The 25,487-nt window shown below is 67.9% G+C and carries 22 protein-coding genes; 13 read left to right on the top strand and 9 right to left on the bottom strand.

Features of this window, described 5'->3' with window-relative positions; genetic code table 11:
- Positions 1 to 10 precede the first annotated feature (10 nt).
- From HRJ34_RS06710 to HRJ34_RS06675, 8 genes are all read left to right on the top strand, one after another.
- Positions 11 to 2,047, top strand: coding sequence for a 3-hydroxyacyl-CoA dehydrogenase NAD-binding domain-containing protein (locus HRJ34_RS06710; RefSeq protein ID WP_208633664.1), 2,037 nt, complete (start codon positions 11 to 13; stop codon positions 2,045 to 2,047).
- An 80-nt stretch (positions 2,048 to 2,127) separates the two neighbouring features.
- The gene (locus tag HRJ34_RS06705; protein WP_208633663.1) at positions 2,128 to 4,443 is read left to right on the top strand and encodes a bifunctional salicylyl-CoA 5-hydroxylase/oxidoreductase; all 2,316 of its coding nucleotides are present in this window, start codon (positions 2,128 to 2,130) and stop codon (positions 4,441 to 4,443) included.
- Positions 4,440 to 5,201 carry an SDR family NAD(P)-dependent oxidoreductase gene (locus HRJ34_RS06700; protein ID WP_208633662.1) on the top strand — a complete coding sequence of 254 codons (762 nt, stop codon included), beginning with the start codon at positions 4,440 to 4,442 and terminating at the stop codon, positions 5,199 to 5,201. The genes HRJ34_RS06705 and HRJ34_RS06700 overlap by 4 nt, the downstream gene beginning before the upstream one ends.
- Before the next feature lie 9 nt (positions 5,202 to 5,210).
- Positions 5,211 to 6,029 carry an enoyl-CoA hydratase family protein gene (locus HRJ34_RS06695; protein WP_016744894.1) on the top strand — a complete coding sequence of 273 codons (819 nt, stop codon included), beginning with the start codon at positions 5,211 to 5,213 and terminating at the stop codon, positions 6,027 to 6,029.
- A 1-nt stretch (position 6,030) separates the two neighbouring features.
- Entirely contained in the window at positions 6,031 to 7,212 is a 1,182-nt protein-coding gene (locus HRJ34_RS06690) for an acyl-CoA dehydrogenase family protein (protein WP_016744895.1), read from the top strand.
- Entirely contained in the window at positions 7,209 to 7,601 is a 393-nt protein-coding gene (locus HRJ34_RS06685) for a RidA family protein (RefSeq protein ID WP_011951670.1), read from the top strand. The genes HRJ34_RS06690 and HRJ34_RS06685 overlap by 4 nt, the downstream gene beginning before the upstream one ends.
- A 23-nt stretch (positions 7,602 to 7,624) precedes the next feature.
- Positions 7,625 to 8,809, top strand: coding sequence for an acyl-CoA dehydrogenase (locus HRJ34_RS06680; RefSeq protein ID WP_011951669.1), 1,185 nt, complete (start codon positions 7,625 to 7,627; stop codon positions 8,807 to 8,809).
- 100 nt (positions 8,810 to 8,909) lie between these two features.
- Positions 8,910 to 9,308: an acyl-CoA thioesterase gene (locus HRJ34_RS06675; protein WP_011951668.1), complete on the top strand. Its 399-nt coding sequence runs from the start codon at positions 8,910 to 8,912 to the stop codon at positions 9,306 to 9,308.
- Between the two features lie 15 nt (positions 9,309 to 9,323).
- On the opposite strand, the gene HRJ34_RS06670 is transcribed toward HRJ34_RS06675, so the two are convergent.
- Positions 9,324 to 10,235 (bottom strand): fumarylacetoacetate hydrolase family protein, encoded by a 912-nt coding sequence (locus HRJ34_RS06670; RefSeq protein WP_011951667.1) that lies wholly within the window; start codon positions 10,233 to 10,235, stop codon positions 9,324 to 9,326.
- Between the two features lie 22 nt (positions 10,236 to 10,257).
- Positions 10,258 to 11,388, bottom strand: a complete 1,131-nt coding sequence (locus HRJ34_RS06665; RefSeq protein WP_011951666.1) for a cupin domain-containing protein — start codon at positions 11,386 to 11,388, stop codon at positions 10,258 to 10,260.
- 242 nt (positions 11,389 to 11,630) lie between these two features.
- Here HRJ34_RS06665 and HRJ34_RS06660 point away from each other — a divergent pair, with 242 nt between their 5' ends.
- Together HRJ34_RS06660 and HRJ34_RS06655 are read left to right on the top strand one after the other, a co-directional pair.
- The gene (locus HRJ34_RS06660; protein WP_208633661.1) at positions 11,631 to 14,000 is read left to right on the top strand and encodes a TonB-dependent receptor; all 2,370 of its coding nucleotides are present in this window, start codon (positions 11,631 to 11,633) and stop codon (positions 13,998 to 14,000) included.
- 16 nt (positions 14,001 to 14,016) lie between these two features.
- A complete protein-coding gene (locus HRJ34_RS06655; protein ID WP_011951664.1) occupies positions 14,017 to 15,411 on the top strand; it encodes an amidohydrolase family protein in 1,395 nt (464 codons plus the stop codon).
- Positions 15,412 to 15,426: 15 nt separating this feature from the next.
- On the opposite strand, the gene HRJ34_RS06650 is transcribed toward HRJ34_RS06655, so the two are convergent.
- From HRJ34_RS06650 to HRJ34_RS06640, 3 genes are all read right to left on the bottom strand, one after another.
- Complete coding sequence (locus tag HRJ34_RS06650; RefSeq protein WP_011951663.1) at positions 15,427 to 16,386, bottom strand: AraC family transcriptional regulator; 960 nt, start codon at positions 16,384 to 16,386, stop codon at positions 15,427 to 15,429.
- 121 nt (positions 16,387 to 16,507) lie between these two features.
- Positions 16,508 to 17,638, bottom strand: a complete 1,131-nt coding sequence (locus HRJ34_RS06645; RefSeq protein ID WP_011951662.1) for an LLM class flavin-dependent oxidoreductase — start codon at positions 17,636 to 17,638, stop codon at positions 16,508 to 16,510.
- Between the two features lie 129 nt (positions 17,639 to 17,767).
- Positions 17,768 to 18,115 (bottom strand): putative quinol monooxygenase, encoded by a 348-nt coding sequence (locus tag HRJ34_RS06640; protein ID WP_029994661.1) that lies wholly within the window; start codon positions 18,113 to 18,115, stop codon positions 17,768 to 17,770.
- A 167-nt stretch (positions 18,116 to 18,282) separates the two neighbouring features.
- Here HRJ34_RS06640 and HRJ34_RS06635 point away from each other — a divergent pair, with 167 nt between their 5' ends.
- The 3 genes from HRJ34_RS06635 to HRJ34_RS06625 all read left to right on the top strand — a co-directional run bounded on the left by HRJ34_RS06635 (position 18,283) and on the right by HRJ34_RS06625 (position 21,498).
- Positions 18,283 to 18,615 carry a DoxX family protein gene (locus HRJ34_RS06635; RefSeq protein ID WP_030089732.1) on the top strand — a complete coding sequence of 111 codons (333 nt, stop codon included), beginning with the start codon at positions 18,283 to 18,285 and terminating at the stop codon, positions 18,613 to 18,615.
- Positions 18,616 to 18,729: 114 nt separating this feature from the next.
- Positions 18,730 to 21,072, top strand: a complete 2,343-nt coding sequence (locus tag HRJ34_RS06630) for a TonB-dependent receptor (RefSeq protein WP_208633660.1) — start codon at positions 18,730 to 18,732, stop codon at positions 21,070 to 21,072.
- Between the two features lie 21 nt (positions 21,073 to 21,093).
- Complete coding sequence (locus tag HRJ34_RS06625) at positions 21,094 to 21,498, top strand: cupin domain-containing protein (protein WP_011951658.1); 405 nt, start codon at positions 21,094 to 21,096, stop codon at positions 21,496 to 21,498.
- Between the two features lie 6 nt (positions 21,499 to 21,504).
- Here HRJ34_RS06625 and HRJ34_RS06620 read toward each other — a convergent pair whose 3' ends face one another.
- From HRJ34_RS06620 to alr, 4 genes are all read right to left on the bottom strand, one after another.
- Entirely contained in the window at positions 21,505 to 22,425 is a 921-nt protein-coding gene (locus HRJ34_RS06620; protein WP_208633659.1) for a helix-turn-helix domain-containing protein, read from the bottom strand.
- 284 nt (positions 22,426 to 22,709) lie between these two features.
- Entirely contained in the window at positions 22,710 to 23,057 is a 348-nt protein-coding gene (locus tag HRJ34_RS06615) for a RidA family protein (RefSeq protein WP_011951656.1), read from the bottom strand.
- Between the two features lie 25 nt (positions 23,058 to 23,082).
- Positions 23,083 to 24,333, bottom strand: coding sequence for a D-amino acid dehydrogenase (locus HRJ34_RS06610; protein WP_208633658.1), 1,251 nt, complete (start codon positions 24,331 to 24,333; stop codon positions 23,083 to 23,085).
- Entirely contained in the window at positions 24,330 to 25,466 is a 1,137-nt protein-coding gene (gene alr / locus HRJ34_RS06605) for an alanine racemase (protein WP_208633657.1), read from the bottom strand. The genes HRJ34_RS06610 and alr overlap by 4 nt, the downstream gene beginning before the upstream one ends.
- Between the last annotated feature and the right edge of the window lie 21 nt (positions 25,467 to 25,487).

The raw sequence follows: 25,487 nt of genomic DNA, 5'->3' as shown, positions 1-25,487 counted from the left end.
AGGAGATTCCATGACCGTTTCCGCAACGTTGCGGGGGGCGATCCTCGAGATCATGGTCGACAACCCGCCGGTCAACGCGCTCGGCCATGCGGTCCGCAAGGGCCTGCTGGAAGCCCTGGAAGCGGGAGCCCGGCAGCCGGAGGTCGAGGCGATCGTCATCGCCTGCGCGGGCCGGACCTTCTTCGCCGGGGCGGACATCTCCGAGTTCGGCAAGCCGCCGCTCGATCCCATCCTCCCCGACCTATGCAACGCGATCGAGGCGCTCGCGAAGCCCGTGGTCGCCGCGATCCACGGCACCGCGCTTGGCGGCGGGCTCGAAGTGGCGCTCGCCTGCCACTATCGGGTGGCGGTGCCGTCCGCCCGGCTCGGCCTGCCCGAGGTGAAGCTGGGCCTGATCCCCGGTGCCGGCGGCACGCAGCGGCTGCCCCGGCTGGTCGGCGTCGCCGAGGCCACCGACATGATCGTCTCCGGCGATCCGATCCCGGCGGGCAAGGCGGCGGAACTCGGCCTGGTCGATCATGTCGGCGCCGAGGGATCGCTGATCGAGGAGGCGCATCGCTGGGCGCAGGTCATTGCCGGCCGGCGGCCTCTTCCCCGAACGGGGGAGCGGCCGGTCGCGGGGGATGCCGCCGCGATCGATCGATACGCCGAGGCCCATGCGCGCAAGCTGCGCGGCCAGACGGCGCCGCAGGCCTGTTTCGAGGCGCTTCGCGCCGCGATCGACCTGCCATTGGCGGAGGGGCTCGCCGTCGAGCGGGGGCTGTTCCGCCAACTCGTCGCGGGCGACCAGTCCGCCGCGCTGCGCCACTATTTCTTCGCCGAGCGGAGGGCCGCCCGGATCGACGGGCTGGACGCCTCGATCGAGCCGCTTCCCATCGAGACGGTCGGCGTCATCGGCGCCGGCACGATGGGCGCCGGGATCGCGATGGCCTTCCTGTCGAAGGGGCTGCGGGTCGTCCTTCTCGAAACCGGCGCCGACGCGCTGGACCGGGGCCTCGCCAATATCCGGCGGACCTACGAAGCCAGCGTCGCCAAGGGCCGGATGACCCAGGAGGCCGGCGACCAGGCGCTGGCCCGGCTGTCCACCACCCTCGACTATGCCGCGCTCGGCGGTTGCGACCTGATCATCGAGGCCGTGTTCGAACTGATGGCGGTGAAGCGCGAGGTGTTCGCCCGGATCGACGCGGTCGCGCGGCCGGGCGCGATCCTCGCCACCAACACCAGCTATCTGGACATCGACGAGATCGCCGCGGCGACCGGCCGGCCCGATCATGTCGTCGGCCTCCATTTCTTCTCGCCCGCCAACATCATGAAGCTGCTGGAGGTCGTTCGCGGCGCCCGGACCTCGCCCCGGGTGCTGGCGACGGCGATGGCGCTCGCCAAGCGGATCGGCAAGATCGCGGTCGTCGCCGGGAACGGCTATGGCTTCATCGGCAACCGGCTGCTCGCGCGGCGCCGCAGCGAGGCGTTCGAGCTGCTGCTCGAAGGCGTCGCGCCCTGGGACATCGACGAGGCGCATGTCGGCTTCGGCATGCCGATGGGCCCGTTCCGGATGTCCGATCTCGCCGGTGTCGACATCGGCTGGCACCGCGATCCCGCCCGGGTCGAGAATGTCCGCGACGCGCTGTGCGCGGCCGGTCGCCTCGGCCAGAAGGCCGGCAAAGGCTATTATGATTATGACGAGGCGCGGCAGGCGACGCCGTCGGCCGAGGCGCTGGCGATCATCGACGCCTTCGCCAGGGGGCAGGGCAGGGCGCGCCGGGACGTCCCGCGCGACGATATCCTGGAACGCACCCTCTACGCGATGGTCGACGAGGGCGCCCGGCTTCTCGCCGAGGGCATCGCGCAGCGCGCGTCGGACATCGATGTCGTGTGGGTCAACGGCTATGGCTGGCCGTCCTATCTCGGCGGGCCGATGCACTGGGCGGAACGGACGGGCCTCGCGCGCATCGTCGAGCGGCTCCGGGCGCATGGCATGCCGGTCGCCCCGCTGCTCGCCGAAAAGGCCGCGCGGGGCGAGCGTTTCGACGATCCGCAGCCGGCATGACCAGCGAATCTATTTTATACTTGAAATAAATTCGGGGGAGGCATAGGCCTGTTCCCAACGGCAGATATGGAGAGCCTTGCATGAAGGTGGCATGCGTCGGTGGCGGCCCCGCCGGGCTATATTTCGCGATCTCGATGAAGCTTCGCGATCCGTCGCACGACATCACGATCTACGAGCGCAACCGGGCCGGGGACACCTTCGGCTGGGGCGTCGTCTTCTCCGACCAGACGATGGAGCATCTGCAGGCCAACGACCCGCAGAGCGCGCGGACGATGATCGACGAGCTCGCCCATTGGGACGATATCGAGGTCCATATCGAGGACGGCGACCGCACGGTCAGCACCCGATCGGGCGGCCACGGCTTCATCGGCATCGGCCGCAAGCGCCTGCTCAACATCCTCCAGGACCGGGCGGCCGAGCTCGGCGTCAAGATCGAGTATCAGGTCGAGGTCGAGCCCGACAGCGACTTCCTGGCGGGCCATGACCTGGTGATCGCGGCCGACGGCCTGAACAGCAAGCTGCGCCGCCGCTACGAGGACAGCTTCCAGACCGACATCGACGTCAAGCGCAACAAGTTCGTCTGGCTCGGCACCCACCAGCGCTTCGACGCCTTCAACTTCATCTTCAAGAACACGCGCTTCGGCTGGATCTGGGCGCATGCCTATCAGTTCGATGCCAACACCGCGACGTTCATCGTCGAATGTTCGCCCGAGACCTATGAGCGCGCCGGCTTCGGCGAGATGAGCCAGGCGGACACCTGCCGCCTGTGCGAGGAGATCTTCGCGGACCATCTCGGCGGCCACGAGCTGATGACCAACGCCTCCCATATCCGGGGATCGGCGTGGATCAACTTCCCGCGGATCATCTGCCGCCAGTGGAGCCACGAGAACATCATCCTGCTCGGCGACGCCGCGCACACCGCCCATTTCTCGATCGGTTCGGGCACCAAGCTGGCGCTGGAAGACGCCATCAAGCTCGCCGAGGTGCTCAACCGGCCGGGCACGACGACCGGCCCGCTCGCCGGGGCGCTCTCCGAATATCAGGAGGAGCGCCAGCTCGAAGTGGTCAAGCTCCAGAACGCGGCGCGCAACTCGACCGAATGGTTCGAGCATCTCGACCGCTATCTGAAGATGGACCCGATGCAGTTCACCTATACGCTGCTGACGCGCAGCCAGCGGGTGAGCCACGAGAATCTGCGGATGCGCGATCCCGCCTGGCTGGCCGAGCTGGAGAAGAACCTCGCCGAGGCCGCGTTCGGGCAGCCGATCACGGGGCCCGTGCCGCCGATGTTCATGCCGTTCAGGATGCGCGACATGACCATGCGCAACCGCATCGTCATGTCGCCGATGGCGATGTATTCGGCGATCGACGGCGTGCCCGACGATTTCCACCTCGTCCATTACGGCGCGCGCGCGCTGGGCGGCGCCGGCCTGATCGTCACCGAGATGACCTGCGTCTCGCCCGAGGGACGGATCACGCCCGGCTGCACCGGCATCTGGAACGACGCGCAGGTCGAGGGCTGGCGACGGATCACCGATTTCGTCCACCGCACCCCCGGCGCCCGGATCTGCATGCAGATCGGCCATAGCGGATCGAAGGGCTCGACCCGCGTCGCCTGGGAGGGGATCGACAAGCCGCTCGAGGTCGGCAACTGGCCTGTCGTCGCCCCGTCGGACGTCGCCTATTCGCCCGAGAACCAGGTGCCGGTCGCGCTCGACCGCGCCGCCATGGACGCCATTCGCGACCAGTTCGTCGACGCCACGCGGCGGGCCGAAGCCGCCGGGTTCGACATGGTCGAGTTCCATTGCGGCCATGGCTACCTGCTGTCGGGCTTCATCAGCCCGACCCAGAACAAGCGGACCGACGACTATGGCGGCAGTCTGGAGAACCGGCTGCGCTACCCGCTCGAAATATTCCGCGCGATGCGGGCGGCATGGCCCGCCGAAAAGCCGATGTCGGTACGCATCTCGGCGCATGACTGGGTCGGCGACGACGGCGTCACCCCCGACGAGGCGGTCGAGATCGCCCGCGCCTTCAAGGAGGCCGGCGTCGACCTGGTCGACGTCTCCTCGGGGCAGGTCGCCAAGGCCGAGAAGCCGGTCTACGGTCGCATGTTCCAGGTGCCCTTCTCCGACCAGATCCGCAACGAGCTCGGCGTCGCGACGATGGCGGTCGGCAACATCTGGGAGATCGACCATGTCAACTCGATCATCGCCGCCGGCCGCGCCGATCTCTGCGCGATGGGACGCCCGCACCAGATGGACCCGAACTGGACGATCCACGCGGCGGCGGCCCAGCAGATCGACGACGCTCCCGTCCCGGTCCAGTACAAGAGCGGCTATTTCCAGGCGAAGCTGAACGCGAGCCGCGCCGGCCAGATGGCGGTCGTCAAGTGACGACCGGCCGCCGGCATGCACTGGTGACGGGCGGCGGCAGCGGCATCGGCCGGGCGGTGGCGCTCGGCCTGGCCGACGCCGGCTGGCAGGTCACGATCCTCGGCCGGAACGAGGCGCGTCTCGCGGCGGTCGCCCGAGGCGAGGACGGCATGCTCGCGCTCGGCTGCGACGTCGGCGACGAGGCGGCGGTCACGGCCGCCGTGGAGCAGGCGATCGAGCGCCACGGCCCGGTCGGCCTGCTGGTGAACGGCGCCGGGATCGTCGAGACGGCGCCCTTCGGGAAAAGCCCGGACGCGGTGTGGGACAGGCTGTGGCGGACCAATGTGATGGGGGCCGTCCACACCAGCCGGGCGGTGCTTCCGGCCATGCGCGCCTTGCCCGCCGCGCGGATCGTCAACATCGCGTCGACCGCGTCGCTCAAGGGCTATGCCTATGTCAGCGCCTATACCGCGACCAAGCATGCGCTGCTGGGGATGACGCGGGCGCTGGCCCTGGAACTGGTCGGCACCGCGATCACCGTCAACGCGGTCTGCCCCGGCTATGCCGACACCGACATCGTCCACGACGCCGTCGCCAATATCGTCGCCAGGACGGGCCGGAGCGAGGCCGACGCGATGGCGACGTTCACCGGCGCCAATCCGCAAGGCCGGCTGATCGATCCGGCCGAGATCCTCGGCACCGTGCTCTGGCTGTCGTCAGACGCGGCGCGATCAGTGACCGGACAGGCGATCGTCGTCGCCGGCGGCGAGATCATGTGAAGAAGGACCATGTCGATGTTTGATCCCGGCAGCTTCGCGCCGAAGCATTTCGCCTTCGCTTTCGCCGACAAGGTCGCCACGGTGACGCTGAACCGGCCCGAGCGGAAGAATCCGCTGACCTTCGAGTCCTATGCCGAGCTGCGCGACATGTTCCGCGACCTCGTCTACGCGCCCGACGTCAAGGCGGTGGTGATCACCGGCGCGGGGGGCAATTTCTGCTCGGGCGGCGACGTGCACGAGATCATCGGCCCGCTGACCGGGATGGACATGACCGGCCTGCTCGCCTTCACCCGGATGACGGGCGATCTCGTCAAGGCGATGCGCAACTGCCCGCAGCCGATCATCGCGGCGGTCGACGGCGTGTGCGCGGGCGCAGGCGCGATCCTTGCCATGGCCTCCGACATCCGTTTCGGCACGCCGGCCGCCAAGACGGCCTTCCTGTTCACCCGCGTCGGCCTCGCCGGTGCGGACATGGGGGCCTGCGCCATCCTGCCGCGGATCATCGGCCATGGCCGCGCCGCCGACCTGCTGTTCAGCGGCCGTTCCTTCTCGGCCGAGGAAGGGGAGCGCTGGGGTTTCTTCAACCGGGTGGTCGACGCCGACGCCCTCCAGGGCGAGGCCGCCGCCTATGCCGCGATGCTGGCGAACGGGCCGACCTTCGCCCATGGCATGACCAAGAACCAGCTCGACATGGAATGGGCGATGCCGATCGAGACCGCGATCGAAGCCGAAGCCCAGGCCCAGGCGATCTGCATGCAGACCCGCGATTTCGAGCGCGCCTACCACGCCTTCGTCGCCAAGCAGCGGCCGACCTTCGCGGGAGACTGACATGGCCGACCAGACCTATTTGTCATGGCCGTTCTTCGAGCGTCGGCACCGCGGCTATGCCGCCGACCTCGAAGCCTGGTGCCAGGCCCATGCCGATGAGCTTCACGCCGAGGGGGCCGATGTCGACGCCGACTGCCGGCATCTCGTCCGGCTGCTCGGCCAGGCGGATTTCCTGCGCGCGACGGTTCCCAGCAACTATGGCGGGCTCAACAGCCCGGTCGACGTCCGCACGCTGTGCCTGTCGCGGCAGATCCTCGCCTATCATTCGGGTCTCGCCGACTTCGTCTTCGCGATGCAGGGGCTGGGCACCGGCGCGATCAGCCTGTTCGGGGCGGAGGCGATAAAGCAGGCCTATCTTCCGAAGGTCGCGGCCGGCGAGATGATCGCGGGCTTCGCCCTGTCGGAGAAGGAAGCGGGCTCGGACGTCGCGGCGATGACGACCAGCGCCCGCCGCGTCGAGGGCGGCTGGATCATCAACGGCGAGAAGACCTGGATCTCGAACGGGACGATCGCCGACCTGCTGACCGTCTTCGCCCGCAGCGGCGAGGCTCCCGGCGCGCGCGGCATCTCGGCCTTCGCCTTTCCGACGGCCACCAAGGGGTTCTCGATCACCGAGCGGATCGACGTGATCGCGCCGCACCCGCTCGCCACCATCCGCTTCGACGAGTGCTTCGTCCCCGACGACCATCTCCTCGGCGAGGCGGGGCAGGGGTTCAAGGTCGCGATGGCGACGCTCGACATGCTGCGCTCGACGGTCGGCGCGGCGGCGCTCGGCTTCGCGCGGCGCGCGACCGACGAGGCGCTCGGCCGCGCCACCTCGCGGGAGCTGTTCGGCGCGCCGCTGTCCGACCTGCAGCTCACCCAGGCGGCGCTGGCCGACATGGCGCTCGGCAACGACAGCAGCGCGCTGCTCATCTATCGCGCGGCCTGGGCCAAGGACCAGGGCCAGCCGCGCATCACCCGCGAGGCCGCCATGGCCAAGCTCCACGCCACCGACACCGCGCAGCTCACCATCGACAAGGCGGTCCAGCTGTTCGGCGGCGCCGGCGTGGTGCGCGGCAACATGGTCGAGCGGCTCTATCGAGAGATCCGGGCGCTGCGCATCTACGAGGGCGCCAGCGAAGTTCAGAAAGTCGTGATCGCGCGCGCGGCGATAGCCGAAGCGCAGGGGGGAAAAGCATGAGGATATTGCAACCCGAAGGTTGGCCGCGCCCCAAGGGATATGCCAACGCGATCGAGGTGCGTGGACGGACGATCTATGTCGCCGGCCTGATCGGTTGGAACGAGGAGGAGAGGTTCGTCGCCAAGGACCTTCCGGGCCAGTTCGAACAGATATTGCGCAACCTCGTCGCGCTGCTCGCCGAAGGCGGCGCCGGGCCCGAACATGTCGTCCGGATGACCTGGTACGTCACCGACAAGCAGGACTATCTGCGCGAGTTGCGCCGGATCGGTGAAATCTATCGCTCGATCATGGGCAAGGTCTTTCCTACCATGGCGGTCGTCCAGGTGGTCGCGCTGATGGAAGACGAGGCACTGATCGAGATCGAGACCACCGCCGTCGTTCCCGACTGACGATATATTCCGAGGATTGAGCAATGAGCCAGATGAGCCGTTTCGACTGGGCCGATCCGTTCCAGCTCGACGACCAGTTGACCGACGACGAGCGGATGATCCGCGACGCCGCCCATGCCTATGCGCAGGAACGGCTGCAGCCGCGCGTGATCAAGGCCTATGCCGACGAGCATACTGATCCCGATATCTTCCGGGAGATGGGCGCGCAGGGCCTGCTCGGCGTGACCGTTCCCGACGAGTTCGGCGGGGCCGGAGCTTCCTATGTCGCCTATGGCCTGGTCGCGCGCGAGGTCGAGCGGGTGGACTCGGGCTATCGCTCGATGATGTCGGTGCAGTCGAGCCTCGTGATGTACCCGATCTACGCCTATGGCTCGGAGGAGCAGAAGCGCCGCTACCTTCCGAAGCTCGCATCGGGCGAATGGATCGGCTGCTTCGGGCTGACCGAGCCCGACGCCGGCTCCGATCCGGGCGGCATGCGCACCCGCGCCGTCAAGACCGAGGGCGGCTATCGCCTCAGCGGCAACAAGACCTGGATATCGAACGCCCCGATCGCCGACGTGTTCGTCGTCTGGGCGAAGTCGGACGCGCATGACGGCCAGATTCGCGGCTTCGTCCTCGAAAAGGGCGCGAAGGGCCTGTCGGCGCCGAAGATCGAGGGCAAGCTGTCGCTGCGCGCGTCGATCACCGGCATGATCAATCTCGACGATGTCGAGGTGGGGGAGGACGCGCTCCTGCCCAACGTCCAGGGCCTCAAGGGTCCGTTCGGCTGCCTCAACCGCGCTCGCTACGGCATCAGCTGGGGCGCGCTCGGCGCGGCCGAGTTCTGCTTCCACGCCGCGCGCCAATATGGCCTCGACCGCAAGCAGTTCGGCCGTCCGCTCGCCGCGACCCAGCTCTACCAGAAGAAGCTCGCCGACATGCTCACCGACATCTCGCTCGGCTTGCAGGCGTCGCTGCGCGTGGGCCGGCTGATGGATGAGGGCCGCTTCGCGCCGGAGATGGTCTCGATCGTCAAGCGCAACAATGTCGGCAAGGCGCTCGATATCGCCCGCCAGGCGCGCGACATGCACGGCGGCAACGGCATTTCCGAGGAATATCAGGTGATCCGCCACATGATGAACCTCGAAACCGTCAACACCTATGAAGGCGCCCACGACGTCCACGCCCTGATCCTGGGGCGCGCGATCACCGATATCGCCGCCTTCTGAGCCTTTCGCGGTCCTCCCCTCGGGACAGGAGCGGCCCCGCCTTCCGACAGGGATGCGGGGCCCTTTTGCCGGAAGGGCCATGCGTCATGAGGAGGAAAGATTGACCTTCGTCTCTCGGCAACAGGTGCGCTTCGCGCATGTCGACGCCGCCGGCATCGTCTTCTATCCGCGCTATTTCGAGATGCTCAACGCGGCGGTCGAGGATTATTTCGCCGAGGTCGTCGGCGTCGGCTTCGCCGAGATGCACGGCCAGCGGCGCCTCGGCGTGCCGACCGTCCGCCTCGAAACGGACTTCGCCGCGCCGAGCCGGCTCGGCGATCTGCTCGACTTCGAGCTTCGGGTCACGGCGGTCGGCCGCAGCTCGCTGGGGCTTTCGGTCGCGGTGCGCTGCGGAGCCGATGTCCGCATCTCGATGAGCGTCACCCTGGTCTGCATGGACCTGGACGCGGGCAGGGCGCTTCCCTGGCCCGACGACATGCGGTCGGCCATCGCGGCCTGAACCGGGGCGCTCGCCTCAGCCCGCGACGATTGGATGCCGAAGCCTGCCGATGCCGACGACCTCGGCCTCGATGACGTCGCCCGGCCACACCCATTCCTGCGGATCGCGGCCGGCGCCGACGCCCGCCGGGGTTCCGGTCGCGATGATGTCGCCCGGTTCGAGCGTGATGCCCTGGCTGATGTCGGAGATCAGGTCATCGACCTTGAAGAGCATGTGCTTCGTGTTCGAACGCTGCTTCTCGACGCCGTTGACGGTCAGCCACAGGTCGAGGGTCTGAGGATCGGGTATCTCGTCGGCGGTGACGATGCAGGGGCCCAGCGGCGCATAGCTGTCCTGCCCCTTGGAATAGATCCACTGGCCGGCGCGGCGGTTGTCGCGCGCGCTCATGTCGATGCAGACGGTGTAGCCGAACACATGGTTCAGCGCCTCCTCGGTCGGCACGCGGCGCGCGGTGCGGCCGATCACGCAGGCGAGCTCGACCTCCCAGTCGAGCTGCCGGGTGATGTCGCCGCGATGGACGACGGGATCACCCGGTCCGATGACCGTGGTCGGCGGCTTGGAGAAGATGACCGGCTGCTTCGGCAGGTCCTGCGAGGTGTCGAGCGACCGGGCGCTCTCGGCGACATGCTCGACATAGTTCAGGCCGATGCCGAAGATGTTCTTGCGCGGCCGCGGAATGGGCGCCAGCAGCGTCACGTTCGACAGCGGCAGCGCGCCGCCGACCGGCCAGCGGCCCTTCGCCTCCTCGATCAGCAGCCCGAGCTCGGCCAGCGCGACGGGGCCGAGATCGATGAAGTCGAGCATCCGCGACGGCATCGGCACCTGGGCGCGGGCACCGAGGGCGGCCACGTCGACGACGAGGTCGCCGACCAGCACGCCGAGCCGGGCTTCGCTTTCGATCGAGGCGCGATAGGTGACGAGACGCATGGCAATCCTTTCCGGGGGCCGATCAGGCGGCGATGAGCGGCTGATAGCCGTCGTTGATGGTCAATCCCTCGACGCGATAGAGGCCGAGCGCCCGCATCACGGGCAGGTCGTGGAAGGAGAAGAGGCAGGCATCCTCGCGGTCGGAGCCGTTGACATGCTCGTGCCACATCCAGGACGGGACCACGAAGATGTCGCGCTCCTTCCAGTCGAGCCGCTGTCCGCCGACGATCGAATGGCCGCTGCCCTTGGCGCATTGATAGACGAAGGAGCCGACCTCCCGATGCGCCTTGGTGTGCTGGCCGGGACGCAGCATCTGCATCGACGCGCCCATCGTCGTCATCGGCGGACCGCCCGTATGGGGGTTCACATAGTCCATGTGGAGGCCGTCATAGGGTGAGCCCTCGGTGACGCGGGCATAGCGGCACAGCGCCTCGTAGGTCGGCTCCCATTCATATTTCAGCAGCGGCGAATAGCGCTTCGACCATGTCTCGCCGGCCGGTCTCAGCGCGGCATTGCCCCAGGTCGCGGTGGAATCGTCGATCGGGAAGCCGACCTTCTGCTGAAGCTCCGGGTGCACCTCGTAGAAATTGGCGTCGAGCGCGTTCATCAGCGGGATGTCGAGGCCGTCCTGCCAGGTGCAGACGGTGCCGTCCTCCGACACGCCATGCTCGTGCCAGGTCCCGTTCGGCGTCAGCACGAAATCGTTGCGGCCGAGGGTCATCTTGTGCCCGTCGACATTGGTGAAGGCGCCCGAGCCTTCCATGATGAAGCGCAGCGCCGAGGCCGAGTGGCGGTGGCTGGACGCCACCTCGCCAGGCCCCATCACCTGGATGCCCGAATAGAGCCAGCCGACCGCCGCCGTCACGTCCCGCCGGCCGGGATTGGCCAGGTAGACGACCCGGCGGCCCGCCTGTTCGGGCGTGACGAGGTCGAGCGCGCGCAGGACGTGGCCGCGCAGCCGATCATAGCGCCAGACGATCGGCACCGACTCGGTGGCGGGCTCCCATGGCTCGATCTTGTTGGCGACGGTCCACAGCGCGCCGGCGTGCTGCGCCTCCAGATCATGGTAGAAATCAACGAGTTCGGCGGTGTCGGCGACATTGGCGCGGCCGATCACCTCCTCGCGATACCGATCGTAGCCGTCCGTCCCCATCTCTCGATCTCGCCTATTTGTTATAGACCTAAAATATTGACGGCTCGACTGTCAACTCGGGGAGAGACCGGCGGCGCTGGCTCGCTTGTCAGCAGATTCCTGAAAGACAATCCGCCGCCCCGCCGGCCAGCTAGGCGAGGGGAGGACGAGTCGACGACGGGCATTTTCTCGATCGAGAGACCCGGCAACGCGATCGACGGCCCCCCTTGCGGAATGCAGAAGATGGAGAAGGGGAAGCTTTGATGAAGGTGATGGAAAGAGCGTCGCTCTTCGCGTTGGCGGCGGCCCTCGGCTCCGGCCAGCTCTGGGCCGGGCAGGCCGGCGACATGCCGTCGGGCGGGAGCGTCGCGGCGGCCGACGGCGCGTCCGAAGGACTCGCCGAGATCGTCGTCACCGCGCAGCGCAAATCGGAGAATCTCCAGAAGGCGGCGATCGCGATCGCCTCGGTCGGCGGCGACACCCTTCGGAGCGCGGGCGTGGTCAATCCCGCGCAGCTCACGGCGCTGGTGCCGTCGCTCCAGGTTTCGAACGGCAACGGCGCCTATGCCAATTTCTACATTCGCGGCGTCGGCAACTTCACCGGCAACGCGCTGACCGAGTCGGCGATCGCCTTCAACTATGACGGCGTCTATGTCGCGCGCCCGTCCTCGACCTCGGGCTTCTTCTACGACCTCGAACGCGTCGAGGTGCTGAAGGGGCCGCAGGGAACGCTCTACGGACGCAATGCCACCGGCGGCGCGATCAACGTCCTGCCCCGTCAGCCCCAGTTCGAATGGGGCGGCCATGCCAATGCCAGCTACGGCAATTACGATGCCGTCAACCTCGAAGGGGCGATCAACGCGCCGCTGGCGCCCGACCTCGCCGTCCGCCTGACCGGGATCTACAACCGCCACGACGGCTATATGAAGGACGGCACCGACGACCAGAAGGAATATGGCGGCCGCCTCCAGCTACGCTACGAGCCGACGTCCGAACTCAGCATCCTGATCGGCACCGACTATTTCCACCAGGGCGGCAAGGGGCCGGGCGGCACGCTCGTCCCGACCGGCATCGACAAGCGCTACGGCAATTTCTCGCCGCAGGCCGACGCCTATTATGCGGGCCTGCAACATGTGGTGGGCGGAACGACCTTCAGCCCGCTGCCGAACATCCAGTACCAGGACAACACATATTGGGGCGTCAACGCCCGGATCAACTACGCGACCGATTTCGGTACCTTCACGATCATCCCGGCCTATCGCAGCTCGAAGCTCGATTACGTCACCGGCAATATCGGCTTCTTCATCCTCCAGAAGGAGAAGTTCCGCCAGCAGACGCTCGAGGCGCGCTATGCGTCGCCCGACAGCCTGCCGGTCCAGGCCCTGGTCGGCGGCTATTATTTCCGCGAGCGGGGCAGGGACCCGTACAACATCATCAACAACCAGTTCGGCTTCGTCGACCAGTTCGACCAGCGCTACGGCACGACCAGCGCGGCGGCGTTCGGGCGGCTGACCTATGCGGTCACGCCCGACGTCCACCTGACCGGCGGGCTGCGCTACACCCATGAGCGCAAGAAATATTCGGGCCAGACGCTCGCGCTCACCCGGGTCTGCCTCGCCGGCTTCGCCCAGTGCCAGGGGCAGGCCGTCCCCTTCCCGAACACGATCGTGCCGCCCACGGTGACCGTCCTTCCCGACACGAGCGTCGTGCCGGACTTCACCTCCTTCGGTGCCTTCCCGTTCCAGGTCGGCCAGTTCGGCACGCTGGTCGCGCAAGACAAGTCGAAGAGCTTCAACAAGGTCACCTGGCGCGCCGGCGCCGACTGGACCGTGACGCCGGGCAGCCTGCTCTATGTGAGCTATGAGACGGGGTACAAGTCGGGCGGCTTCTACGCCACGCGCGACGCCGGCATCTATCGGCCCGAGACGATCCGCGCCTGGACGATCGGCTCGAAGAACCGCTTCTTCGGCAACCGCCTCCAGGTCAATCTCGAAGCCTTCTACTGGAAGTACAAGGACCAGCAGATCAGCCATCTCGGCGTGGACTCGGCCAATGCGCTGATCTTCCCGACCGAGAATATCGGCCGGTCGACGTTGAAGGGCGTCGAGGCCGACATCCAGTACCTGCTCACGCCGACGACGCTGCTCAACGCCGACATCCAGTATCTGTCGGCGAAATATGATCGGTTCGTCTACACCACCCCGGCGGCGGGCGGCACGCCCCAGACCGGCTGCGCGGTGTCGCCGATCGCCACCGGCTTCTCGGTCGATTGTTCGGGCTTCCGGCCGCCGCAGTCGCCGGCCTGGTCGATCAACTTGGGCCTGACCCAGACCTTCGAGCTGGGCAGCGGGGCGAAGATCGTCTTCGACGGTCGCGCGCATTATCAGAGCCGCACCCTGACCTCGCTCGAATTCCTCGATCAGGAATATCAGGACGGCTATCTGCTCGGCGACCTTCAACTCACCTATCACGACCCGTCGGACCGGTTCACCGTCGCCGGCTTCGTCAACAATGTCGGCGACAAGACGGTGAAGGGCCAGACCTATCTCGTCACCTATGCCGCGGTCCCGACAGCCTCCGCGATCCTGCGCCCGCCGCGCACCTATGGCGTCCGCCTGGGCTATAATTTCTGACCCGGAGGAGAGGGTAATGGGCGAGACCGAAGGGGCAGGGGAGGTCGACCTCCTGATCACGGCCGGCTGCATCGTCACCGTCGATGCGGAGCGAAGGATCATCCACGATGGCGCGATCGCCGTCAGGGGCGGCGACATCGTCGCGGTCGGGCCCCGCGACGCGATCCTGCGAGGGCATCGGGCCGGGCGGACCATCGACGCGCCGGACGGGCTGGTCACGCCGGGCCTGATCGATGCGCACAACCATCCGGTCGACTATCTGATCAAGGGGCTGTGCGACGACACGCCCCAGATGGTCCGCCTGCGCGACCGGGTGATCCCCTATGAGGACGGGCTGACCGAGGAGGAGGCTTATGCCTCCTCGCTCGGGACCTTCGTCGAGATGATCCGGCTCGGCACCACCTGTTTCGTCGATGCGGCCGGGCCGCGCCCCTCGGCGATCGCGCGCGCCGCCCTCGACCTCGGCCTGCGTGGCATCGTCACCCGCAAGATGGCGGACGTTCCCGGCCCGTTCGGCGGCGTCACCGAAGACAGCGAACGCGCGATGAACCTCGCCGAAGAGACCGTCGAGCGCTTCCATGGCGCCGGCGGCGGCCTGCTGCGCGCCGGTTACGATATCGATCTGCCGCCCGTCGTCAGCGATCGCGCCGCCGCCTTCGTGCGCGATCGCGCGGCGGCGCGGGACACGACGATCGTCTCGCACCTCATCGGCCGGCGGGCACCCCCGGGCGAGCCCGAGGCGGCGCGCAATGCCGATGTCGAGCGTCTCGAACGGCTCGGCCTGCTGGGGCCGCGGATGATCCTCGCCCATATCGGCTGGTTGCCCGAGGGCGATGTCGAGCTGCTCGCCCGTTCGGGCACCAACATCGCCCATTGCCCGGCCGCGAGCCTGGTCGGGGGCAATGGCTGGGCGGTTCACGGGGTGATCGCGGACCTGGCCGCGGCCGGGGCCAATGTCGTGCTGGGGACCGACGCCGCGGCGATCAGCCGCTTCATGGACATGGTGCGGATCATGCAGCTCACCGCCGGCATCCACAAGGAAAGCCGCCGCGATCCGCTGATCATGAACCCGCACCGGGTCTTCGAGATGGCGACGATCTCGGCCGCCAGGGCGATCGGCTGGCAGGACCGGATCGGCTCGATCGAGGCCGGCAAGGCCGCCGACCTCGTCATCTTCGACACGGGCAACCCGCACTGGTGGCCCGAGCCGTTCGGCAATCCGGTGCCCGACCTCGTCTATGGCGGCAGCGGCCGGGACGCCCGGACGGTGCTCGTCAACGGCCATGTCGTCATGGAGGACGGCGTCATCGCCGGCGCCGATCTTCGCGACATCGGCGGGATGGTGCGGCGAGCGGCCGCGAGCTGCCGGGCGCGGCTCGGCATGGCGCCGAGCGGGCGATGGCCGGACTGACGTCCTTCCCGCGCGTCAGGCCATGCCGTGCGGCCCGGCGAAGGCGAGGCTGGTCGCGCTTCTCCCCGGCATCAGCATCTCCGCCGCGCGGCGCAACTGCGCGGGCGTCACCCCCATGCGTCGGCTGAAGGCCTCGGTCATGTGCGCCTGGCTGGAGAAGCCGACCGCATAGGCGATCCCGGCGATGTCGCCCTGGGTTTCGATCAGCAAGGTCCTGGCGCGGTGCAGCTTGTGTTCGAGCACATATTGGTGCGGCGCCTGCCCCAACGACGACCGGAACACATGGGCGAAGTGGAAGGCGCTGATGCCGCCGACCGCGGCGGCGATCTCCTCGACCGAGATCTTCTTCGAATAATGGCGGCCGATATAGTCGAGCGCGCGCTTGAGCCGCAGCGAGGAGATGCGGACCCGCTCCGAACCCGCGCCGATGTCGCCGGGCCCGCGCCGCAGGACGTCGATGACGGTGCGGACGAGTTCCTGGACGGAATCGTCCGCCGCGCCGTCGCGCAGCAGGTCCCGCCGGAAGCGGAAGGCGGCGTCGCTGATCCGGTCGTCGATGACATTCTCCAGCATCCCGAACGCTTCGAGCTCGGGCAGCAGCGAGGCGCTGCGTTCGGGATCGAGGGTGATCAGGACATATTCGCACGCATTCTCCTTGCGCACCTCGATCGTCGAGCCGGCAGGGACGAAGTAGAAGGAGCGCGACTTGACGATCCGGTCGAGCGACAGCCCCGAGCCGAGCTGGACGCGCACCACGCCCGGCTCATATTCGATGCCGATCAGGTGGTGCCGCAGCTCGATGCGCGCCTGCGCGAAATAGGTGGGATAGTAGAAGATGTAGCCGAGATCATGCGCCCGCCCCCAGGGCGCGGCGCTGAGGTTGGGCGCGCATCCGTGGCGGCCCTGGGCGAAGGTCAGCGGAAGTTCCGAAAAGGCTTCAGAGTGAAACAGGTCGAACAAACGGTCGGCCTCCATCTCCGGCGGCGGGGGAAAGACCGGCCCGTGCGACAGGCTTCGCTTTCCCGCCCCGCTCGGATCATTATGTGTCTAAAATAAACATGGCCTGTCAACGCTTTTCGGGGCGCTTCCCCCGCGCTCAGGCCTTGTCCGCCGCAGCGCGCAGGCCGGCGGCTTCGAGGCGCGGCAGCACTCCTTGCGCCAGGCGCGCCAGGCCGTCCTCATAATCGAGCCAGGTCATCAGGATGCCGTCGACGCCCGCCGTCGAAAGCGCCTCGATCCGCCCCGCGATATCCTCGGCCGTTCCGACCAGCGGATAGCCGCCATATCCGGCCTTGAAGGCATAGGACATATGGGCGATCGCGCCGTCGGGCATGGCCTGGGCGTTGGGGATGTTCTCCCGGATCAGATGCTCGACCGCCGGGTCGTCGCCCTGCTCGACGATATAGGCATGCGCATAGTCCTGCGCCTCGGCGGCGGTATCGCGCTGCACGACATAGGCCGACATCCAGACCTGGATCTCGCGCCCATATTTCTCCCGCGCCATGCTGCGATACTGGTCGACCTGCGTCTTGACGAAGGCGGGGTCCGGGTTCTGCGGGATGATGAACGCCACGTCGCAATTCTGGCCCGCGAACGCCTGGCCGCGCGGCGAGCCGCCGGCGTTCATGAAGAAGGGGCGCGGCTGCACCGGACGCGGCTGGTTGATGCCGCCCCTGATCCGGAAATAATCCCCGTCGAAATCGAAGCTCTCGGTCCCGGTCCACAGCCGGTTGAAGATGTCGACCCATTCGTCGGCCAGCGCATAGCGATCGGCATGCTGCTTCAGCTGCACTCCGAACAGGTCCATCTCGGCGGGATACCAGCCGCAGACGAGGTTGAGCCCGGCGCGGCCGCCCGAGATCAGGTCGACCGAGGCGGCCGCCTTGGCGGCGAACACGGGATGGACCAGCGTCACGTGCAGGGTGCTGATCACGCTGATCCGCTCGGTGACGGCCGCGATGCCGCCCGCCCAGGAGAAGGTCTCCATCAGGTCGCCGGAATAATGGCCGTCCCCGCCGAACGCCTTCCAGCGCGCCGCGGAGACGAAGGCTTCCAGCCCGAGCCTGTCGGCCGTCCGGGCCAGCCGGACATTGGCGTCCCAGCTGCACCGGAACCGATCGGGATGGTGGGTGAAGGCCGCGCCGTTCCCGTTGGTGCCGAAAACGCCCAGCTTCAGGCGATTGGCGTTGCGTAGCTGATTTGGTTTGGCCGGCTCGTTGTTCGACATCGCTCTCTCGGACTCCCATCACCTTCGCCGGCTCTCTCGGTCGCTGCGGGACATGGCCGCGAAGTCCCCTTCGATTAGGGCGCCCCGGCGGAGAGGGATTCTATGTTCCTGCGAAAATGATCGGGCCGCTCAACGGCCCATCCACCACGGCACCACGGTCACGCCATTCTGCCGCATCCGCTCCGCCATCGGCGCCGGCAGGTCGCCGAGGATGCGCGTCTGGACCGGCCGCGCGCACGCCCAGGCCTTTTGCAGGAGCGGGAAGCTCCGCTCGAAATGGGCGCCCAGCGCCCCGGCGTCGGCATGGCTCTCCAGCGCGAAGATACGCTCGGGCTCGGCCGGGTCCCGAAAGAAATCATAGGTGAAATCGCTGCCGGCCTGCCGGTTCAGGTCGACGATCTCCCGGAAGATGCTTTCGAACGCGCCGACGTCGCCGGTCAGTTCGAATTCGATGAAGATGCTGATCCTTCCCGCCACCTGGAACTCCCTCGCTCGGTTGCGTCAGTCTGTCCCGGCTGCGCGACGCCGGCTTTCGAAATCCTGCGGCGGCGAGCCGATCTTTTCGCAGGATCCCGATAGAAGCGCGGCCTCCGGCGCGGATAAGGCCACGGCGGCGCTCCCGATCACTTTTCGACGAGGTTCCGATGCCGTTTCCGACCGACAGCGTTCAGGCCGTGCTGGGATATGCAGTGGCGTTCGTCATGGCCACCGGCGTCGCCGTCAACCTGGCCGGTCCCGCCGGCATCCGCGCGGCCTATGCGCGCTGGGGCTATCCCGCCGGCTTCCGGTTCGTGACGGCGCTGCTCGAAGCGCTTTCGGCCATCCTCATCCCGATCGAGGCGACCCGCCCATGGGGCCTGATGCTGGCGGCCGCGATCATGCTGGCGGCGATCGCGACGCTGGTTCGCGCGCGCGAACATCTCCATGCGCTGCCGGCGATCGCCATCGGCCTCGCCGCGGTCGCCGCGCTCGCCTGACCGTGGCGAGCCCGACGGTCCCCGCGATATTCTGATGATGGCGCCGCAAATCTGAAAGCGTCCGCGCCGCCCATCGCGAACATGGCTGCCCAGGGAAAACAAAGGGAGGCAGCAATGGCTGACAGGAGCAACCGCGTCGCGATCATCGCGCTGGCGCTAAGCGGCGCGGCGTTCTTCGGGGGGATGCCGGCGGTCGCGGCGACGGCCGATGCCGGGGTTCAGGCAGAGCCCGAAGGCGCCGACATCATCGTCACGGCGCGGCGGCGCGAGGAAACGCTGCAAAGCGTGCCGATCGCCGTCTCTGCGGTATCCGCCGCCACGCTCGAACGCCGGCAGATCGATTCCGTCGCGCAGGTTGGCGAAGCCATTCCCAACATGACCTACCAGACCGGCGCGCCGACCGGCACCGGGGCGTCGACGCCGTCGGTGTTCATCCGCGGCATCGGCTCGGCCGAAACCAGCCTCGGCACCGAACCCGGCGTCGGCCTCTATGTCGACGATGTCTATATCGCGCGCAGCGTCGGCAGCGTGCTCGACCTGGTGTCGGTGGATTCGGTGCAGGTGCTGCGCGGTCCGCAGGGAACCTTGTTCGGCCGGAACAGCCTGGGCGGCGCGATCCTGATCCGCAGCCGCCGGCCGGCCGATCGCCTCTCGGGCTCGGTCGAGCTGAAGACCGGGCGCTACGACCGCGCCGACATCCGGGCGTCGCTCGACGTCCCGCTGTCGGACACGCTGCGCACGAGCCTGTCCGGCATGCGCGAGCGCCGGGACGGCTATGTCCGGAATCTCGACGGTGACAAGGCGAACGGCAACATCCATCGCGAGGCCGCGCGGTTCGTCGCCGAATGGCAGGCGAGCGACATGCTGAAGATCGACGTCAACGCCGACATGACGCGCATCCGCGAGAGTGCGCCGCCCTCGGTGCTGCTCGGCCTGGTGCCGACCATTCCGGGCACGCCGGTGCCAAGCTCGATCCAGGAGATATCGAACCTCCAGGCGGGCTGCTTCGGCGGAAGCGTGCTCGCCGACAGCGGCAATCCGCGCTGCATCGACCAGGGCGCCATCCTCGGCCCGTTCCGGACGCTCGGCGGCTATTCGACCGACAACGCGATCTTCGACAGCCAGGGCAGCCGCCCGTTCGGCAACGCTTCCCGGATCGACATCCGGGGCGTGAGCGGCCGTCTCGAATGGACCCTGAGCCCCGAGCTCAGCTTCAAGTCGATCACCGCCTATCGCACGCTCGACGCCTTCTGGACGAGCAACAGCGATCATACGCCCAATCCGGGCATCGAAACCAAGAACGACCAGGACCAGAAGCAGTTCACGCAGGAATTCCAGCTGCTGGGCAAGACCGGCTCGCTCGATTGGGTGCTCGGCGCCTTCTACATGCACGAGACCGGGGACGCGCTGAACGTCGTCGCCTTTCCGCAGGTGATCTTCCGGTCGGGTGGCGGCTTCAAGACCGATGCGATCGCCGGTTTCGCGCAGGGAACCTACCGGATCACGCCGGCGCTCAACCTGACCCTCGGCCTGCGCTACACCGACGAACGCAAGAAGTACGACACGCTCGCCAACCAGCAGATCATCGGCGTCATCGCCGATCCGGTGTCGCGGACCTTCGTCGACCTGCGCGCGACGCCGATCCCGTTCGTGACCGGCAGCACCCCGAACCTCGCGTTCACCGAGTTCACGCCGCACGCCAACCTGTCCTACGACTGGTCGTCCGACCTGATGACCTATGTCTCCTATTCGCGCGGGTACAAGAGCGGCGGCTACGAACAGCGACTGGCGCCGGGAACGCCGACCATTCCCTCCTTCCGGCCCGAATATGTCGATTCCTACGAGGCCGGGCTGAAGGCCACCGCCTTCGACCGCAGCCTGACGATCAGCGCCGCCGCCTTCCATGCCAAATATAAGGACCTGCAGATCTCGGTGGTCGACGGCCCCGCGCCGACGCTCACCAACGGCGGCGACGCCACCCTGAACGGCGCCGAGCTCGAACTGGGCTGGCGCCCGGTCCGCGGCGTCACGCTCACCGGCTTCGCCAGCTATCTCGACGCCGGCTACGACCGGCTGACCCCGCGCGCGATCGTCTCGGGCATCCGCCTCGGCAGCCGGTTGCCCAGCACCTCGCGTTGGCAATTCGGCGGTTCGGCCGGCTTCGACGTTCCGCTGACCGGCAGCCTGTCGCTGCGGCCCAATGTCGACTGGTCCTATCGCTCGGCCCAATATCTCGATAGCGCCAACGAACGCCTGCTGCGGCAAAAGGGCTATACGCTGGTGAACGGCGCGCTGACGCTGGCGTCGACGGCCGGCTGGTCGGTCTCGCTGTCCGGCCGCAACCTGCTCGACAGGACCTATCTCGTCTCGGGGCTCGCCCAATACAACATCGGCGAGATCGAGGGCCAATATGCCCGGCCGCGCGAATGGGCGCTGGGCTTCAAATATCAGTTCTGACGCATGGGCGAGGAGACGGTGATGACATCGAGTGGCGGCGCGACGGTTCATTGCGACGAACTGCCCTGGCTCCCCCTGGCGCAGGGAGTCGACATAAGGGTGATCAGGACGGTGCCCGAAACCGGCGCGTTCAGCGTCATGGTCCGCTCGGCGCCGGGCGGGCTGCTGCCCCGGCACCGGCATATCGAGAGCGCCGAGATCTACATCGTCAAGGGGCGCGGCGTGCACAATCAGACCGGCGCCTTCCGCGAGGGCGACTATATCGCCGAGCACAAGGGGGCGCTGCACGACGAGCTGCTGTTTCCCGAGGGCGTCGAGCTGCTGATGGTCTGCGCGGGGCCTTCGGAGTTCCTGGGCCCCGACGACGATGTCGTCGCGGTCATGGACGTCGCGATGCTCGAAGGACTCTCGAAGCGCTTCGGTTGATGGCCGTTACGACCGGAAGGTGGCGCGCCAGGCACTGGGCGGCATCCCCACCAGCTGCTTGAACCGGCTGGAGAAATGCGCCGACGACGAGAAGCCGAGGTCGAGGGCGATCTCGGTCAGCGGCTGATCGGTCTGGCGCAGCAGCTTCTTGGCTTCCTCGATCCGCAGGCTGCTCAGCCATTGGTGCGGCGTCTGCCCCATCGTCGTCGAGAAGGCCTTGACGAAATGGTCCGCCGACAGCCCGGTGCTGCTCGCCAGCTCCTCGATCGACAGGTCGAGCCCGGGCCGCTCGGCGACGAGCGAGCGGACCTTCTTCATCCGCCAGGCGGGCAGGCCCGATCCGCCGCGGGACGGCGACGCCGGCCGGTCCTCGACATGCCCGCCCAGCAGCACGGTCAGCATCGTCGCCACGGCGTGATCGACGAAGCGCTCGCCGAGCGGCGCCGGCTGTTCGAGCACCGACCAGATCCGCGACGCCAGCTCGCTGACCAGGCGATCGTAGAGCGGCGCGTTGAGATGGCCGGCGCCGGCATCGGACAGGCTCGAATCCCAATCCAGCCCCAGCGCTTCGAGCCGTTCGCGGGCGATGCTGAAGTGCAGGACGAGCGGATTGCCGCCGAAGGTCCAGTAGGATTTGCAGCCGGGCGGCGTGACGAGGATGCAGCCGGGCGCCTCGACGAAGCTGCTGCGGCCCCATCCGATGTCGCGCACGACGTCCGAATGGCAGGATTGCATGACGATGCTGATCACCAGATCGTCGATCGGCCGAAACCATCCTCCTTCGACCGGCGAATGGGTGACCAGCGTCGCGAGGACGCTGCCGTCGCGCGCGGCCCGCGTATCGGCCTGGTCGCTCGGAAGGGAATGGGTTTCGAGATAGTCCGTGAAACGGGTGCCCGATGCGTCCGGCAGGCCGATCGCCGTCATCGCTCGACCGCCGGACAGGAACGGGGACGGCCGCCGCGGAGCATTGCTTCGATGTCCATTGCCCCGTCGTTCGTTATCCACGGAACCATCGTCTCGCCCCGTCCTCTTCAACGCCGCGAGGCTAGTTGCTTTAACCCTGAAGATCAACGCGGCCGAGGTGCCGGGCAGGGCGTTAAAACAATGATCTGGAGCAACTGATCCGGTGGGACTGGATCGTGAACCGTTCTGGCCGGTTTCGCGGAGCCGGCCGGCGCGGTTCCCCGCGGCCGGCCGGATGTCCCGTCTTACGCCTTGGCGGCGATGATGATGATCTCGACCTTATAGTCGGGGGTCGCGAGCTTGGCCTCGCCGGTGGCGCGGGCGGGGGCCGGGGCGTCGGCGATCCAGGCGTCCCAGACGGCGTTCATCTCGGCGAAGTCGGCCATGTCGGCCAGCCAGATCGTCGCGTTCAGCAGGTGGTTCTTGCTGCTCCCGGTGCGCGCGAGCAGGCTTTCGACCTGGGCCAGCACCGTCCTGGTCTGCTCGGTCACGCTCGCGCCCGGCGCGCCGACCTGGCCGGCCAGGTAGACGGTGTCGCCATGGACCACGGCCTGGCTCATGCGGGGGCCCTGGTCGATGCGTTCGATGGTCATTCTCATTCTCCTTCGTTGGTCTCTGTCAGTAGCGGTCGATCGCGAGATCGCCGGTCTCGATCGCCGGCCGCTTGCCGCCGATGATGTCGGCGATGACGTGGCCGGAGCCGCATGCCATCGTCCAGCCCAATGTGCCATGGCCTGTGTTGAGGAAGAGGTTGCGATAGCCGGTCGCGCCGATGACCGGGGTGCCGTCCGGCGTCATCGGCCGCAGACCCGTCCAGAAGCTCGCCTGCGACAGGTCGCCGGCATCGGGAAAGAGCGATCCCACGCAATGGTCGAGCGTGGCGCGCCGCGCGGGCGGCAGGTCGTTCGAATAGCCCGAGATCTCGGCCATGCCGCCGACCCGGATGCGGTCCCCCAGCCGGGTGATCGCGACCTTGAAGCTTTCGTCGAGCAGGGTCGACACCGGTGCCCGCGCCGGATCGACGATCGGCACGGTGATCGAATAGCCCTTGACCGGATAGACCGGCAGCCGGATTCCGAGCGGCGACAGCAGCAGCGGCGAATGGCTGCCCAGCGCGACCAGATAGGCGTCGCCGCTGATGTCGCCCCGGTCGGTCCGGACATGGGCGATCCGGTTCTCCGACGCCACGATCGCGTCGATCCGTCGCCCGAGGACGAAGCGGACGCCCTCCGCCTTGGCCAGCTCGGCGAGGGCATTGGTGAACTTGAAGCAATCGCCGGTCTCGTCGTTCGGCAGCCGCAGCCCGCCCGCGATCGGCGAGGCGCTGTTGGCGAGGCCGGGTTCGGCGGCGATGCAGCCCGCCGCGTCGAGCAGCTCGAAGGGAACCCCGTCGGCCTTCAGCACCTCGATGTCCTTGGCGACGCCCGCCAGGTCCTTCTCGCGCCGGAAGAGCTGGAGCGTCCCCTGGCTGCGTTCGTCGTAGCGGATGCCGGTCTCCTGGCGCAGCTCGATCAGCCGGTCGCGGCTGAACTCGGCGAGCCGGACCATGCGGCCCTTGTTCACGCGATAGGCGCGGGCGGTGCAGTTGCCGAGCATGGCCACCAGCCAGCGCACCATCGCCGGGTCGAAGCCCGGGCGGACGATCAGCGGCGCGTGGCGCATGAACAGCCAGCGTAGCGCCTTGGCCGGAATCCCCGGCGCGGCCCATGGCGACGCATAGCCGGGCGAGATCTCGCCCGCATTGGCGAAGCTGGTTTCGAGCGCGGGGCCGTCCTGCCGGTCGACGACGACGACCTCATGCCCCGCGCGGGCCAGATACCATGCCGAGGTGACGCCGATCACCCCGGCGCCGAGGATGACGACCTTCATGCCTGCGCTGCCTTTCGCTGATGGAGGGAAGGAGAGGGGAGGTAGCTCCGCGCATAGCGATGGCCGAGCTGGGTCAATATCTCGTAGGAGATGGTCCCGGCGTCGCGCGCGACGTCGTCGATCGACTGATGGGGGCCGATCAGCTCGATCAGGCTCCCCGGAAGGAGGAGCTCCTCTGGAATGTCGGACACGTCGATCGTCAGGCTGTCCATCGAGATGCGACCGACGATCGGGGCGCGATGGCCCGCGACATAGGCCGCGCCCCGGTTGCCGAGCGAACGCGGCCAGCCATCGGCATAGCCAACCGACAGCGTGGCGAGCCGCGCCGGCCGGTCGAACCGATGCGTCAGGCCATAGCCGACCGCCGTTCCCGGCTCGACCGTGCGGAGCTGGATGACGCGGGCGTCGAGCGTGACGACCGGGCGCATCGGGTTCGGACCGGTCTGGGGCGCGCCGCCGTAGAGCGCGATGCCGGCCCGGACGACGTCATAATGATGGGCGCGCGGCAGCAGCGCGCCGCCGCTATTGTCGAGCGACCGGGGGATGCCGGGAAACCGCGCGCAGAAGGCGTCGAACGCCTGCGCCTGATGCTGGTTGGATGCTCGTTCGGGCTCGTCGGCGCAGGCCAGGTGGCTCATGATAAGACGGATGTCGAGGCCGTCGAGCCGCTCGGGCCGGTCGATCAATGCCCGGACCTCGCCGGGTGAGAGACCGAGCCGCGACATGCCGGTGTCGCATTGGATCATGCACGGCAGGCGGGCGCCCGACGCGCGCGCCAGTGCCGCCCAGCGCTCGATCTGGTCGAGCGCGTTGAGCACCGGCACCGCGCCCAGTTCGGCGCAGGCCGTCTCGGCGCCGGGCTGGAGGCCGTTGAGGACGACGATCTCGACGCCGTCGCCGATCGCCTCGCGCAGCCGGGCCGCCTCGACGAGATGGGCGACGAAGAACCGCCGGCAGCCGGCGTCCCGCAACGCCGCCGCGACCCGCGCCGCGCCCAGTCCATAGGCGTCGGCCTTGACCACGGCGGCGACCTCGGCGGGCGCCGCCCGTTGCTGGATCAGGCGGTAATTGTCGATGATCGCATCGAGGTCGATCCGAAGGATCGCACCGGCGGCTGCATCGTTCGCGGTCATGGCCTCTCCTTGTGTCGGGAG

The sequence above is a fragment of the Rhizorhabdus wittichii genome (assembly GCF_017607425.1).
Classification (GTDB): Bacteria; Pseudomonadota; Alphaproteobacteria; order Sphingomonadales; family Sphingomonadaceae; genus Rhizorhabdus; species Rhizorhabdus wittichii.
The sequence above is the reverse complement of the archived record's forward strand: the minus strand, read 5'-3'. Positions and strand labels throughout refer to the sequence as shown.